Annotated in this window: 16 protein-coding genes and 1 tRNA gene; 8 read left to right on the forward strand and 9 right to left on the reverse strand. The window is 61.1% G+C overall.

Annotated features, from left to right (window positions below; genetic code table 11):
• The first annotated feature begins 39 nt into the window (after nt 1-39).
• Both LIW51_RS15085 and LIW51_RS15090 read left to right on the forward strand, forming a co-directional pair.
• Entirely contained in the window at nt 40-249 is a 210-nt protein-coding gene (locus LIW51_RS15085; RefSeq protein WP_227374923.1) for a hypothetical protein, read from the forward strand.
• Nucleotides 222-1,307 (forward strand): aminoacyl--tRNA ligase-related protein, encoded by a 1,086-nt coding sequence (locus LIW51_RS15090; protein WP_227374924.1) that lies wholly within the window; start codon nt 222-224, stop codon nt 1,305-1,307. The genes LIW51_RS15085 and LIW51_RS15090 overlap by 28 nt, the downstream gene beginning before the upstream one ends.
• A 47-nt stretch (nt 1,308-1,354) precedes the next feature.
• On the opposite strand, the gene LIW51_RS15095 is transcribed toward LIW51_RS15090, so the two are convergent.
• The 4 genes from LIW51_RS15095 to LIW51_RS15110 form a co-directional block, all read right to left on the reverse strand.
• Nucleotides 1,355-1,771, reverse strand: coding sequence for a Rieske (2Fe-2S) protein (locus LIW51_RS15095; RefSeq protein WP_227374925.1), 417 nt, complete (start codon nt 1,769-1,771; stop codon nt 1,355-1,357).
• 77 nt (nt 1,772-1,848) lie between these two features.
• Nucleotides 1,849-2,481, reverse strand: coding sequence for a VOC family protein (locus tag LIW51_RS15100; RefSeq protein ID WP_227374926.1), 633 nt, complete (start codon nt 2,479-2,481; stop codon nt 1,849-1,851).
• Nucleotides 2,482-2,582: 101 nt separating this feature from the next.
• On the reverse strand, nt 2,583-3,419 hold the full coding sequence (locus LIW51_RS15105; protein WP_227374927.1) for a DUF7983 family protein: 837 nt from the start codon (nt 3,417-3,419) through the stop codon (nt 2,583-2,585).
• A gap of 15 nt (nt 3,420-3,434) precedes the next feature.
• A complete protein-coding gene (locus LIW51_RS15110) occupies nt 3,435-3,914 on the reverse strand; it encodes a DUF8215 family protein (protein WP_227374928.1) in 480 nt (159 codons plus the stop codon).
• A gap of 135 nt (nt 3,915-4,049) precedes the next feature.
• Here LIW51_RS15110 and LIW51_RS15115 point away from each other — a divergent pair, with 135 nt between their 5' ends.
• A complete protein-coding gene (locus tag LIW51_RS15115) occupies nt 4,050-4,781 on the forward strand; it encodes a DUF7119 family protein (protein WP_227374929.1) in 732 nt (243 codons plus the stop codon).
• On the opposite strand, the gene LIW51_RS15120 is transcribed toward LIW51_RS15115, so the two are convergent.
• Nucleotides 4,778-6,070 carry a M20/M25/M40 family metallo-hydrolase gene (locus tag LIW51_RS15120; RefSeq protein WP_227374930.1) on the reverse strand — a complete coding sequence of 431 codons (1,293 nt, stop codon included), beginning with the start codon at nt 6,068-6,070 and terminating at the stop codon, nt 4,778-4,780. The genes LIW51_RS15115 and LIW51_RS15120 overlap by 4 nt on opposite strands.
• Before the next feature lie 109 nt (nt 6,071-6,179).
• On the opposite strand from LIW51_RS15120, the gene LIW51_RS15125 reads away from it, so the two are divergent.
• From LIW51_RS15125 to LIW51_RS15135, 3 genes are all read left to right on the forward strand, one after another.
• A tRNA-Lys gene (locus tag LIW51_RS15125) sits at nt 6,180-6,253 on the forward strand.
• Nucleotides 6,254-6,427: 174 nt separating this feature from the next.
• Nucleotides 6,428-6,712 carry a translation initiation factor eIF-1A gene (eif1A, locus tag LIW51_RS15130; RefSeq protein WP_227374931.1) on the forward strand — a complete coding sequence of 95 codons (285 nt, stop codon included), beginning with the start codon at nt 6,428-6,430 and terminating at the stop codon, nt 6,710-6,712.
• Nucleotides 6,713-6,870: 158 nt separating this feature from the next.
• Entirely contained in the window at nt 6,871-7,071 is a 201-nt protein-coding gene (locus tag LIW51_RS15135; protein WP_227374932.1) for a DUF8123 family protein, read from the forward strand.
• A gap of 91 nt (nt 7,072-7,162) precedes the next feature.
• Here LIW51_RS15135 and LIW51_RS15140 read toward each other — a convergent pair whose 3' ends face one another.
• The 3 genes from LIW51_RS15140 to LIW51_RS15150 form a co-directional block, all read right to left on the reverse strand.
• A complete protein-coding gene (locus tag LIW51_RS15140) occupies nt 7,163-7,471 on the reverse strand; it encodes a hypothetical protein (RefSeq protein ID WP_227374933.1) in 309 nt (102 codons plus the stop codon).
• 207 nt (nt 7,472-7,678) lie between these two features.
• On the reverse strand, nt 7,679-8,491 hold the full coding sequence (locus tag LIW51_RS15145) for a DUF8231 family protein (RefSeq protein WP_227374934.1): 813 nt from the start codon (nt 8,489-8,491) through the stop codon (nt 7,679-7,681).
• A gap of 118 nt (nt 8,492-8,609) precedes the next feature.
• On the reverse strand, nt 8,610-9,743 hold the full coding sequence (locus LIW51_RS15150; RefSeq protein WP_227374935.1) for an MFS transporter: 1,134 nt from the start codon (nt 9,741-9,743) through the stop codon (nt 8,610-8,612).
• A 161-nt stretch (nt 9,744-9,904) separates the two neighbouring features.
• On the opposite strand from LIW51_RS15150, the gene LIW51_RS40445 reads away from it, so the two are divergent.
• Nucleotides 9,905-10,045 carry a DUF8059 family membrane protein gene (locus tag LIW51_RS40445; RefSeq protein WP_497007394.1) on the forward strand — a complete coding sequence of 47 codons (141 nt, stop codon included), beginning with the start codon at nt 9,905-9,907 and terminating at the stop codon, nt 10,043-10,045.
• 464 nt (nt 10,046-10,509) lie between these two features.
• Here the strand turns inward: LIW51_RS40445 and LIW51_RS15155 are convergent, their stop codons facing one another.
• Nucleotides 10,510-11,532: a threonine ammonia-lyase gene (locus tag LIW51_RS15155; protein WP_227374936.1), complete on the reverse strand. Its 1,023-nt coding sequence runs from the start codon at nt 11,530-11,532 to the stop codon at nt 10,510-10,512.
• An 812-nt stretch (nt 11,533-12,344) separates the two neighbouring features.
• Here LIW51_RS15155 and LIW51_RS15160 point away from each other — a divergent pair.
• On the forward strand, nt 12,345-12,587 hold the full coding sequence (locus LIW51_RS15160) for a hypothetical protein (RefSeq protein WP_227374937.1): 243 nt from the start codon (nt 12,345-12,347) through the stop codon (nt 12,585-12,587).
• Nucleotides 12,588-12,598 lie beyond the last annotated feature (11 nt).

Here is a 12,598-nt window from a genome sequence, read left to right on the forward strand (position 1 = left end):
TCTGCGAACGAGAGCACTCCGTAGCGACCGCTGGAGGTGATGGTCGTGCGTCGAACTGAGGCGTTCCTCCCCACCAGCCGTGAATCGCGCAACCGAGCCGGGGAGACGGTTCGACTGGCCCTCCGTGCCGGTCTCGTCCGCCAGTTCGGCAGTGGTCTCTACGGCTTCACGCCCACGGCGAACAGATTCGCCGAAAGGTCGTTCACCGCATCGAAGCCGAGATGGATGCCATCGGAGCGCAGGCGGTGAGCCTCCCCCAACTCCAGTACAGACCCCACTGGGAGCAGAGTGGTCGCTGGGCGAATTTCGAAGGAGAGATGTTCACCTTCGAGAACCGCGACGCACGGGAGATGTGCCTCGCACCCTCTCACGAGGAGGGGATCGTCCATCTAGTGGACGGCTACGTCCGCTCGTACGACGACCTGCCCCTCCTGCTCTATCAAGTCGGGACGAAACACCGCGACGACCACGCCCGGAACGGCCTGCTCCGGACGAAGGAGTTCACGATGAAGGACGCATACAGCCTCCACGCCACCGCCGAATCGCTCGAAACGTGGTATCGGCGCGTCCGTGACGCGTACGAGCGAATCTTCGATACGCTCGGCGTCGAGTTCGTCATCGCCGACGCCGAGAACAACGTCATGGGCGGCTCCGCCTCGGAGGAGTTCGTCGCACCCGTCAAGGACGGTTCCTGCGAACTCGTCGCGTGCACGAGCGACCCCTGTCGATTCGGCGTGACCGACGAACACGTCGAATTCGAGCAGTCCGCCGATGGAGATGACTGCCCCCGGTGTGACGGCACGCTCACGGCGAGCGAGGGCATCGAGATCGGCCACGTGTTCAAACTGGGGACGTGCTACTCCGACGCGATGAGGTTGACCGTCGACACGGGTAACAACTCGTCCCGCCCCGTCGAGATGGGAAGCTACGGAATCGGGGTGACGCGCCTCATCCAGACGCTCATCGAACAGCACGCCGACTCGAACGGCTGTCGATGGCCCGTGACCGACGCTGGAACGGTCGCCCCCTACGAGGCCGCCATCCTCCCCCTCCACCACGACGGGGAAATAGGGGAAGTCGCAGACCGCCTGCACGAAGACCTCGAAGAATCGCTGCTCTTCGACGATGAGATGCAGAGTGTCGGCGAGTGCTTCGCCGAGAGCGACCTTCTCGGCATCCCCGTGAAGTTGATCCTCGGGGACTGCTTCCGTGAAACCGGCCAAGTCGAGGTCGAGACGCGGGACGGAGAGACCCGGTATCTCGATCCCGAGGAAGTATCGGCGGTGGTCGGTCAAAATCCGCTGTAGACGCTGGTTCGGGGAGATCACAGTCCTCGCCGTGCTCGAACTACCTTCTAAAACGTCAGGTGCGACGACGACCCCGGCATCCCGTCATCGTCTTCGATACCGCCCTCGTGGAGAAACGTACACTCGTCGTCGGTCAGGTAGACAGCACCGTCGTCGACGGTCACGTCCACGGGAACCAGCGTCGAACCGGCGGCTTTCCCGTTGTCGCAGTGGCCGGAGCAGGCGTCGAACATCGAGCCGTGTTTCGGACAGATTATCTCGCCGTCGCGCATCGCCGCGCCGAACCCGCGGTCGAGTCGCTGGTCGGTCTCGTGCTGGCAGAAGTTCTTCCACGCTTCGATACACCCCTCGCCCCGAACCAGAATCACTTCCTCTCGCGTCCCGTCGTGCTCTCGAACCGTGAACAGAAACGAACCGTTCTCCGGAATCTCCTCGATCGCCGTCAAACGAACCTTGACGCCCATGGACGGGGGTCGTCCGCGCGGTAATTAACCGTACTCCTCCCGCCGCGCGAACCGACGTTACGTCGGTGACCGTCTCGTCAGTCCAATCCGCCCGCGCCCGTGGGTGCGTCGGGGAGGTCGACGGGTTCGACCGGGATGTCGAGTTCTTCGAGCGCGGCTTCGAGGTGTTCTTCTTTGGCGTAGTCGGCACCCGCCTCGACGCGCTTTCGCTGGGCGAGCGCGAGCACTTCGCCGCGCCGGTCGTCGGGGACGTCGAACTTGTCGGTCGTCAACTCGATGGTGAGACCGTTGTGGTCGCTGGTGTACAGCGAGTAGAAGATGCTCCGGTCGAACTCGTTGTACCCGCGACCGCGTTCTTCGAGTCCCGCCCGGACCTCCTCGATTCGCTCGGGGTCGAACCGGAACGAGATGTGGTGAACCGCACCGATGCCGGTTCGTTGCGGGGCAGGGTTCGACTGCCGCCCTTCCTCGACGAAGAACGTGATGATGCGACCGTCGCCGGTGTCGAAAAAGAGGTGCGTGACGTGCGGCGCGTCGAGGTTCGGCTGTTTCAGGACGAGCGGCATGCCGAGAACGTCGCGGTAGAACTCGACCGTATCCTCGACGTTGCTCCCGATGAGCGTGATGTGGTCGGTTCCGGTGACGTGAAACGCGCTATCCGGGCGCTCGGCCGTAACCGGGGGTTCGGTGTCGTTGGTGTTATCGGACATGGTATCCTGTCTACGGATTGTCGTCGGACGACGATATACTCTCGGCGACGGCGACGACACCTCGTTACACCGATGTCAGTGCGAATCAGATGCGGTCGGCGTCACCGGTCGTCTATCAGCGCCCGAATCTCCGGATCGAGGTCGTCGAACGCTCTCCGTCGACCGCCGTCGTCTTCGCTCGCTTTCTGCACGTACGTCCGTTCCTCACGGTCGAAGATGGCGGACTCGTCGAGACTGCGCTCCTCGACGAACCGTCGTATCTTCTTGTTGTCGAAGCTCATCGCTTCGCGGGGGTCGATACCGGCGCGTTCCAGTTCGGCGCGAACGACGGTCTCGTCTTTCAGGTTTCGCCGTCGGGAGGTGTAGCGGCGTATCGACCCGAAGTCGGACGACACCTCGCGGTCGTCCGGTACGACTTCGGTGAGAACGTCGCGCACCTGCTTTCGCGCGTCGTTAGCTCCGCGATTCACGTCGGAGAGCAACGTGTAGAGGTTCACCAGTCGGGACGTGTCCAACTCGTTCAAGGAGTCAGCGTCGTATCGGCGGACGGTATCGAGCAACAGGAGCGCGTCCCGGGCGAATTCGAGGTCGAGTTCGACCGATTCGTCGGCCGGGACGGGCGGTTCATCCGCGGACGGCGCGACCGAGTCGCTACCGGACGACGGATTCGAATCTCGGGAAGACGGGTGGCGCGTGCCGGACTCGAACGTCCCGCTCGCTTCGGTCGTTCCAGTCGCCCCGGTCGTTTCGTTCGCTCCGTCGTGCTGGCGTCGTTTCTCCCGCATCACGAAATCGCGGGGTCCCTCGAACGCGAGGTTGTCCCACGAGTGGCGGTCGTCGTCCGTTCCACTGATGTGCGCGGCGACGGTGCGGATGGCGTCCTCGTAGTCGCATCCGGCGGCCGGGCACACGGTCGAGTCGTACTCTTCGTCTTGCATGGTCGATTTTGGATTCTACTTCGACGCACCGTTCGCACGGGGCGAGGCGCGAGCGGTTGCCGTCCGAACGAGTCGCGCAAACGCCCACGCCGCACCGACCGAGAGCGCCGCCGCAACCCCGGCGGTCACGACCGGCGAGCGGAACGCGAGGTCGGCTCTCGCACCCGCGTAGGCGATCAACGTGACCACCGCGTTGTAGTATACCAGTCGGACGACGAACTGCGAGGGCGTCATCGGCGGCCACTCGACGCCGAACCGCTCACCCCGAAGCGTACCGACGGTGAGTGTGAGCGTCGTCCACGTGACCAGCAGGGTGAACTTCAGCGGACCGTTCGGTTCGGCGTCCATCAGCGCGACGAAGACGGGCAGGGAGAGAAACGTCACTTCGCCAAGGGCGAAGAACACGTCTTCGATCCACTGCTCGACGCCCGCTTTCCCCTCGCGGGGTCGAAGCTGACGCTCATCCGGCGCGTAGTCCGTGCTGCGACCCGTCACAGGAGAAATTTCGGCGTCTTCGCATATAAACGTACGGTGGGAAAAGCGCGACAAGGGGCGGCAAAAGCCATCGATTCCGTCGAATTCATTTCCACGAACGGTTCCTTTTTGCCGCGTCAGACCAATGGTCGTTCGATGACCGAAGGCCCCGAGGAATCGCCCGCGAACCGCGAATCATCCACAGACCGCGAACCGGCCACCGAACCCGAACCCCCCTCAGACCGCGAGTCGCCGGTCGGAAAACCCGTCATTCGCGGGGACGAGACCATCACCGGCGAACGCGCCGACGAAGCGAAAGCGTTCGACCCGACCGACCCCGAGAGCGTCGCCGAGGCGGCGGCGACAGTTCGGGCGTTCGCGGAAGGGAGCGCCGGGAGCGAGGACAACGTCTACATGCTCCGGGGGGCCGCAGCCTGCGCCGCGCTCGTCCGGGGCGAGGGGTCGTACAAGGGTGCCGCGGAGCGGGCGGGCGGCGATGCGACGGTGGCGTTCATCCGAAAGTGGGCGCGGGTACACGACCTCCCGCGGTCGATTCGACGCCACGTCGCGCTCGGCTACATCGCGCCGACGGCGGCCAAGCACGTCGCGCGGGTTGGCGGCGACGCTCGCTACCAACTCGCATGGGCCATCCTCGACGATTCGCTGACCGTTCGGGAGGTGCGCTCCATCGTCAGCGAGATAAACGACGGGACGCCCGCGGAACGAGCACTGCGCGACCACGGCGTCACTCCCGGACGGGTGGCGCTCACCCTCCCGTCCGAGGTATACCGCGAACTCCGGCGCGAGGCCGCGCTCGCGGACGAGGAGCCGGAAGACGTGGTCGTTCGGGCGTTGAAACGCGAACTCGGCTTGGCGGAGAGCGATTAGTCGAGGAATCCGCGAGCCGCGTCGGCTAGCACCGCGCCCGCCGTCTCCACGTCCGGCCAGTGAACCGTCTCGTTCGGGAAGTGCGCCTGTTCGATGGTGCCCGGGCCGAACAGGGCGGTCGGGATTCTGGCGGCGACGTAGTGGCGCGAGTCCGCACCGTAGGTCGCCCCGCGGGGGGTGGTGTCGAGGTCGTGGTCGGCCATCGCCGACCGGAGCGCGGCGACGACCGGTTCGTCGGCGTCGGTCTCCGCGGCCTCGAACTGGATGGAGAATCGCTCGAACTCGGGCGGATGCTCGGCGAGCCATTCGTCTTCCGCGACCAGCTCGGCGAGGCGGTCTTCGTACGCCGCCTCGACCTCAGCGACCGTCTCGCCCGGCGCGACGCCAATGCGCATCTCGGCGGTCAGGTTCGCCGGCACGGTCGACGACCACGTGCCCGCTTCGACCGTGCCGACGACGACCGGCCACGGAACCTCGAACCCCTCGTAGAGGGGGTGAGTGACCGACTCGCTTCTCTCGGCTTCGAGTTCGAAGAACGCCCGTCGGATTCGCTCGAAGTGCGGGAGGATGCTCTCCCCGCGCCAGCGCGTGGCCGCGTGCGCGGAGCGCCCCGCGAGACGGAGGCGTTTCATCATGCTCCCCTCGGTGGCGACGACCGGCGTGAGGTCGGTCGGCTCCGCGACGATGGCCGCGTCGCGCTCGAATGGGTAGGGCGACGAGTGGGCGGCCGCCGTCGCACCCAGTCCGCCTTCCTCCTCGCCAACGACACTCTCGACGACGATTCGCCCGTCGAGGGTTTCCGATTCGGCCCGCTCCGCGATGTGTTTCGCCGCGAAAACGCAGGCCGCCAGCCCGGACTTCATGTCCGCCGCGCCGCGGGCGACGAGGTTCTCGCCGGTTTCGTCCCACGCCGGTTCGAAGGGGTCGGTGTCCCACGAGTCGCGGGCCACGGGCACCACGTCCACGTGGCCGTTCAGGACGAGCGTCGGGCCGGCCTCGGGACGCCCGAACTCCAGCACGCCCGCGACGTTCGGACGCTCGGCGAGGCTCGGCCCGTCGGCGCTGGCCTCGGTGTGCTCGATGTCGGCGGGATCGTCGGGGAAGGAAGGGTGGTCGGCCAGTTTTTCGGCGTCGGCGAACCACTGGTAGGTTTCGAAGCCGAACTCGGCGAGTCGGTCGGCGAACCACTCCTGCGCCGGGGCTTCTCGCCCCCCAGTCGTGTCGAACGAGAGGAGTCGTTCGGTGAACTCTCGCAACTGGTCGCCCTGCGCGTCGGTGAACTCCGTCATGATTCGACAGTCGCGGCCGGAACGGTAAATGTTGCTGACATCGGGCGGGCGTCGGGTTCCGGGCCGGAATGGTAAACGTTTAACCGTCACCACCCGCAACAGCAGTTGTGGGCTGGTAGCTCAGTTAGGCAGAGCGTCTGGCTTTTAACCAGACGGCCAGGGGTTCAAATCCCTTCCAGCCCGCTTTTGCGACGAACGACGGTGAGGAGCGAAGCAGCATGGGGAGTCCGAAGGCGAAGAACGCACACGGCGGTTTCGGTACTTCAAACGCTCACGAAATCCGTTAAATACACTTCCGTGTTAGCTGATACCCTACGTCTCCCATGACTTATCCGTGTCCGCTCCTTACTGATACGTGTGAGTGAAGAAACAGGGCGTCGAAATCTTCGGATGCCCACGAGTGACGAGATGTTCGGTGTCGTAACCCAGCACGACGGCGGAAACCACGTCCGCGTCCAGTGCGAGGATGGCGAAAACCGGATGGGACGGATTCCCGGCCGGATGAAATACCGCACGTGGATCAACGAGGGCGACGTCGTCCTCGTCGAACCGTGGGACTGGCAGGACGAGAAAGCGAACATCGAGTGGCGCTACACGGGGCAGGACGCCGACCAGCTTCGGCGCGAAGGCCACATTCAGTAATTCGCCCTCGAGGGTACGAACGTCTGCATACGGATTCTTATCGAGATCGGCGTCGAGATGCTTCTGTCCAATAGTACGCACGACGAACGACCGCCTCGCCCGAGACGCCCGCCGTCGTTCAGCAGATATTATAAGTTAGCCCGACACAGAACACGGACATGAACCGCTACGTCTCGGATTCGCTCGAACCGCTCGGAGGCGCTTTCGGGGTGCTCCTCGCCCTCGTCGGACTCGCAACGCTCGTCGGGATGCCGTGGGCGCACAAGTCCGGAAGCGTCCTGCTCATGCTCGGGCAGGTGCTCGGGGCGCTGGCCGCAGTCGGTATCGGCGGAGCTCTGGCGTGGATCGCGCGAACGTAAAAGGTTCTCTCGAATTCAACTCCGTTGAGATCGGCAGGACTTGCCACCCTCATCAATTAGCGTGAAAGAGAAAAATTCATGACATATAACCTCACTCTATCGAGAAATGCCCTCCACCCGTCGCCGCTTCTTGATCGGGAGTGGCATCACGGTCGTGCTGCTCTCCAGGTGTACGCGCTTCGGCGATAACGCGGCCACCGTCGACGAATTGGAGGTCGAACTCGTGAACCAGACGAACGTCCGGCAGAGGTTTCACTTCGCCGTCGAAACGGCCGAAGGACTCGGAGAGTGGGAGTCGTGCGAATCCGTGGTGAGAAACCCCCCGAGAGTTACGACCCCGTCGCGATTCACGGCGTCGTGTTACGACCCCGTCGCGATTCACGGCGTCGTCGATGACCACCCGACGGGCGGTGAGTTGATCGGCATCGGCGGAGCGGAAACGGAGATATCTGTCTTCGAATTCTCTTCGAATACGGAATGGGTACGGAGCCGACTATCTTGCAAAGTTCTGACGTCCGCTGCTGACGAGACCGATTGCTCGTTCGCAGACGCAGTCGCTGTTCGGACAGGAACCGATGTGAAAAGGTGTTCCAATGGAGCCGTTCTCTTATCCTTTGAACGGCATGTAGGCGAGCATCGCCAGCAGCATCGCCGCGATGAAGCTGAGGATGGAGACGCCCCAGAGACCCGCGATTCGCTCTTGGAAGTGTCGTATCTCCGCCTGTTGTTCGTTGTAGGCTTTCACGTTCTGCGAGAGCAGAACCTTACTGCCTTCGCTGTGTGCCACGAACGTCTTGTTGTTCGGACCAAGTTGAACCCTCCCGCCGTCGGAGAGCGAGGTCGTGGTCGTCTTCGGTGCCGTCCACTGGAGAGTCACTGACTCCTTCGAGATGTTCGCGATGGTCGTGGAATTGTTCTGGTACCGGAAGTTGTTCCCCTCGCGCAGCGTTCGGGTTTCGGGTTCGCCGAACTGCTGGCGCTTGTACTGCTCGACCGGGACGAGCGACTTGTTACCGCCGCTTCCGTTGACCACGACGTAAGTCTGGTTGCCCTGCTGAACGGTCTGCGTGTTGTTGGTCAGGTTCTGCACCTCGCGGAGCGTCGCCCTGTTCGGATTCGACTGGTTCGGGATGAGGAGGCGGAACGTCGTGTTGCCGCGCTCGACGGTGGAGTTGTTCTGTAACGCTGCCGAGTGGGTGGCCGACTGATTCGTCCACGCGACCTTCGCGGAACCGTCGCTGAGGGAGGTGACGTTGTACTGTCGCCCGTCGACGCTGAATTTCTGTCCCTGATTCGAGAGCGTCTTGTCGGGATTCTCGACCGAGACCGTCGGCTCCTGAGCGACTCCGATGAGTGAGTACGCCCCGGCAGCGATAACGAGAAAGACGGCGACGTAAATGCCCGCTGCTCGTCGTTGCATATCCTAGCCCCAGTCCGCGTGCAGTATAATGGTTACTTTTTGGCGACACCGCATCGGCATCCCGCCTGCGTGACACGGACGGCACGTCGAGGGGCGAAACCGACTACGACGAAAGCGGCTACGGACGAGTCGTGACGAAGACGACGCCGCCCCACGCGACGGCGACGAGACCCGCACCGAACAGCAGCGGTCTGTACCCCGTGCTCACCACGAGCCCCGCGAACAGCACGGGGCCGACCGCCCGACCGAGGAACGTCGTGCTGTTGCGGATGCTCAGCGCGCCGGCGAGGAATCGAGGCGAAACGAGGCCGCTGATGGCCGCGTCCACCGAGGGCATGCTCAGACCAAGACCCGCACCGATGAAGACGACGCTGACGCCGACCAGCAATGGGGTCGCAGCGAGCCAGAGACCGAATAGTCCGACGCCGTAGAGGACGAATCCGAGCGTGCCGTTCGAGAGGAATCGAGCGAAGAGACCGTTCTGCAAGGCGACGACGGACGCCAACTCAGCGACCATCACGACGAGACCGATGAGTACAGGAGAGAGGGAGAACTGTTCAGCGAGGAGAAAGGGGAGCGCGGTGAGCACCGACCCGAAGAGCAACACTTCGGTGAAGAAGGCGGTTCCGTAGAAGGTTATTGTCCGCCGACCGCCGAGCGCGGAGAGCGCGCCTCTGATGTACGTGAGGCTTCGCGGTTCGCGCTCGCTTATCGGTTCGTCGAGGGTCAACAGGGCGAACGCGGCGACCGGTAGCCCGGCGAGATACGCCAAAAACGGCGCGTTCCACGCGTAGCCAACGAGGACGCCACCGACGAGGGGGTAGAGCGCCGCCCCCGCCGACAGCACCGCGGTGTTCACGCCGAGGACGGCGTTGCGCTGGACGCCGTCGAACGCGTCCCCGATGAGCGTGACGGTCGTGATGAAGATGCCGGCGGCCGCAGTTCCTTGGAGGAGGCGGATTATCAGCAGGGTCGTGTAGTCGGGCGACAGCGCGAGCGCACCGCCGCACAGACTAAACACGAACAGCGACGGGACGAGGACGTATCGTCGTCCGAGTCGATCCGCCAGTATGCTGATGAACGGGGAGAGGACGATGCCCGTCAGGAAGTACACCGAGATGAGCAAACTCGCCTGCGCGTCGGTGATGCCGAACGCGTTGCGGATGACCTGAAGCGCGGGGCTGACGAGCGGAACGACTAACGGTGCGAGCGTCGTGCTGGCGAGAACGACCTTGACCGTCGCAGCCCCCACGGAACGGCGTCCCGCGTTCGTTCGCCGGGTACCGTCGTCATGCCACTCTCGACAACGGAAGCGGAGATATAGCCACGTTCGAGGTTCGGCAACCGACGGGCGAAATCATCTTTGGAGATGTTTATCGTATTATAATATGTATTATATGTCTTATAGCTCTCATACTCAAAACGTCCGGTTTCCTCGGACTCGCGGTGATGATGTGTATCGGCGTCTATCAGTTCACGCTGTTAGCGGGCGGCAGTGGGAAGCGACGTTTGATATCGACGAAGCGTCACTACCGATCGCAGTCGAGGTGCTGACCGATGCTATTTGCACTGTTGCTCATCGTGATCCACTCGATTATTCTGAAGAATAAAGAGGGCAATATCGAGCGCGTGAACTTGCCGGCTAGTGTAGTGCTTCGCGCCTCCATTAAGGCTGAAACTTCCTGTTTCAGCAGCAGAAATTGCACCACTGTGAACATAGCGGTTCTTGACTCTATGGGCGATATCCCTCGTTGTGCGGTTTGACCTGGCCCACTCCTATCAATTTGGCACTTTGTCTACACGTCTTCCACACGTTTCTTTCTGCGTTTGATCATCGCTAGAAGCATGGCGGATATCTTACTACTTATTCGATCGCCGATGTTGGAAGATCAGCCACATAGTGAAAATACAGAAACGCTACTGTATTCCTCCCTTACTCTTTTGTCCCCTCCGTTGAAGATGGGGCTTACCACTTGTATTTTGGATACCGTGGAACACCAATTCGGAACTGTAGTCCCTCACGAGTTAACGAGTATGTCTTGGAGTTTTTCCGCCGAGAGGTTGCTTCCTGTGATTGGTAAAACGACGGTCTTCCCTGCAAGTTTGTCGCCCAATTGAACTGCAGCTGCAACACCGACGGCGGCTGCCCCCTCGGCTAATACTGCATCCTCGGTAAGAAGTTTCTGAATGGCAAATCGTATGTCGTCGTCTTCGACAAGCATCATCTTTGTCAGGTAGTCTTGCATAATCTGAAGCGGGAGTGCAAATGGGGTCCGTGTATTGATTCCCTCAGCAAACGTATCAGCTTGCTCTTGGAGTTCAATCGTTCCCTCACTCCACGCTCGATAGACAGCATCAGCCCCGGTTGCCTGAACGCCAATAACATCACCTCCGAGGAGTTTGCCAATCGTGAGTGCATAGGCTGAAGCACTGCTCCCTCCGCCGACAGGGTTAATTACAACATCCACTTCTGGACAGTCCTCCATAACTTCGAGACCAGCACTGGCACGGCCGGCAATCAGATGGGGCTCATTCCCACCGTGCACATACCGATATCCTTCCTTAGCTGCCTGTTGTTCAGCGTATTCGCGGGCTTCATCGAAATCCTGGCCGTGTTTGATGACGGTCGCACCAAGCCGCTTCATACTGCTGATTTTCGTCTGATTCTCGAGTGTCTCAGGAACGACGATAATTGCCGGAATATTGAATTCGCGTGCAGCTGTCGCCATCCCTTGGCCGTGATTGCCCATACTCGCCGTGATTAATCCTTTCTCACGAAACTCTGGCTCAAGCTCGGCGACGAGGTTATAGAACCCCCGAATTTTGAAAGATCGTGTCGGAAGTGTATCCTCACGCTTGATCAACACATTAGCGTCAAGTTCGGCTGAGAGACTCTCACTACGCACTAACGGAGTTCGCGGGAGATACTGCCTGACTATTTGTTGTGCCTTATAGATGTCCCGTGTTGTGGGAGGGGTCAGGTCGTGATAAGAGAAGATCGTCGTCTTGTCTGGGGAGTTGACTGGTTTGTATGGTGGCATCGGCTCGTCGATAGGAGTGCAAGTGAGTTAAGTGTCTACGGCAGGGATGATCGCGTCTTATTAGGGTTTACTACTCTTAGAGGAATTACAGGCGAGAATACCAGACCCTCAAGGGCGTGGATGCATCGCCGTTTTTATCTGTTTAAATCCCCCCTAATCGAAGTCTTAGATGCTCTCTCCGCGCATCTTGCATTGTCAATTCGATGGGGGCCATCGGATTCTGACAGTCTATAAACTGGCAGTTGATTGGGTGTTTGTCTTACCAAATAAGTACGCCCTCGGACGGCGGATCGACACAAAACAACCAAGTACCTCCAAGTCCCGTTCGTTTCCTGAACAAGATAGGAGTACCGGCCACGTGGCATAGCCAGTACCTCGTCGGGGTGCGAACCGTAACCATCCAAACTTAGCACGATCGGCTTGTGGGAGCCCCGCGTCTGTAGGCGCGGGAGGATGTCACACTAACCTGGAAAGGATCTATGGAGCGAGGTGCCAATGCTTAGCGTCCTCACTGGATTTTAGCAGCTCTCCGATATTCTTCTCTCGATGGGTGCGTAGTTGGTGCAAAGTTGGCCGCTTAGGAGCCGCAGGTGCTCGAAAATTTAATACCATGGCGAGCGTATCTACTTATCCCGTTGAGTAATCAGGGAAATCATCCCAGAAATCGACATGATCGTCGATCAGAACAAGTCGTAAATGTATCGCCGTCGGCAGTTCAAACGATCGTTAACCGAACGCCGTATCAATAGTATCCCTACCGTTCGACACTGACTTCCCGAAGGTTGATACGGTCGCTCCTGATACGTAAAAACATGCCAAACTTTCGACTGCGACGGAACGGATGGGCGACGGTCAGTCTCGGGCTCTCCGTGGCATTCGCCGTTGTCGCATTCTCCTACTTCTCACTCGCGGGGGCTCCGTTACGCGGCGCGTTATTTGCGCTCCTCATCTTGTTGGCTGGTGGATGGGAGTATCGACGGAAACTGCAGGATACTGTTATTGCCGAGTCGTACGAGGCGGAAGCAGAGGCACAGCAGCGCAAGAATCGCCAGTAACATCCTCCTTG

Origin of the sequence: Haladaptatus halobius (assembly GCF_020618475.1) — an archaeon.
Classification (GTDB): Archaea; Halobacteriota; Halobacteria; order Halobacteriales; family Haladaptataceae; genus Haladaptatus; species Haladaptatus halobius.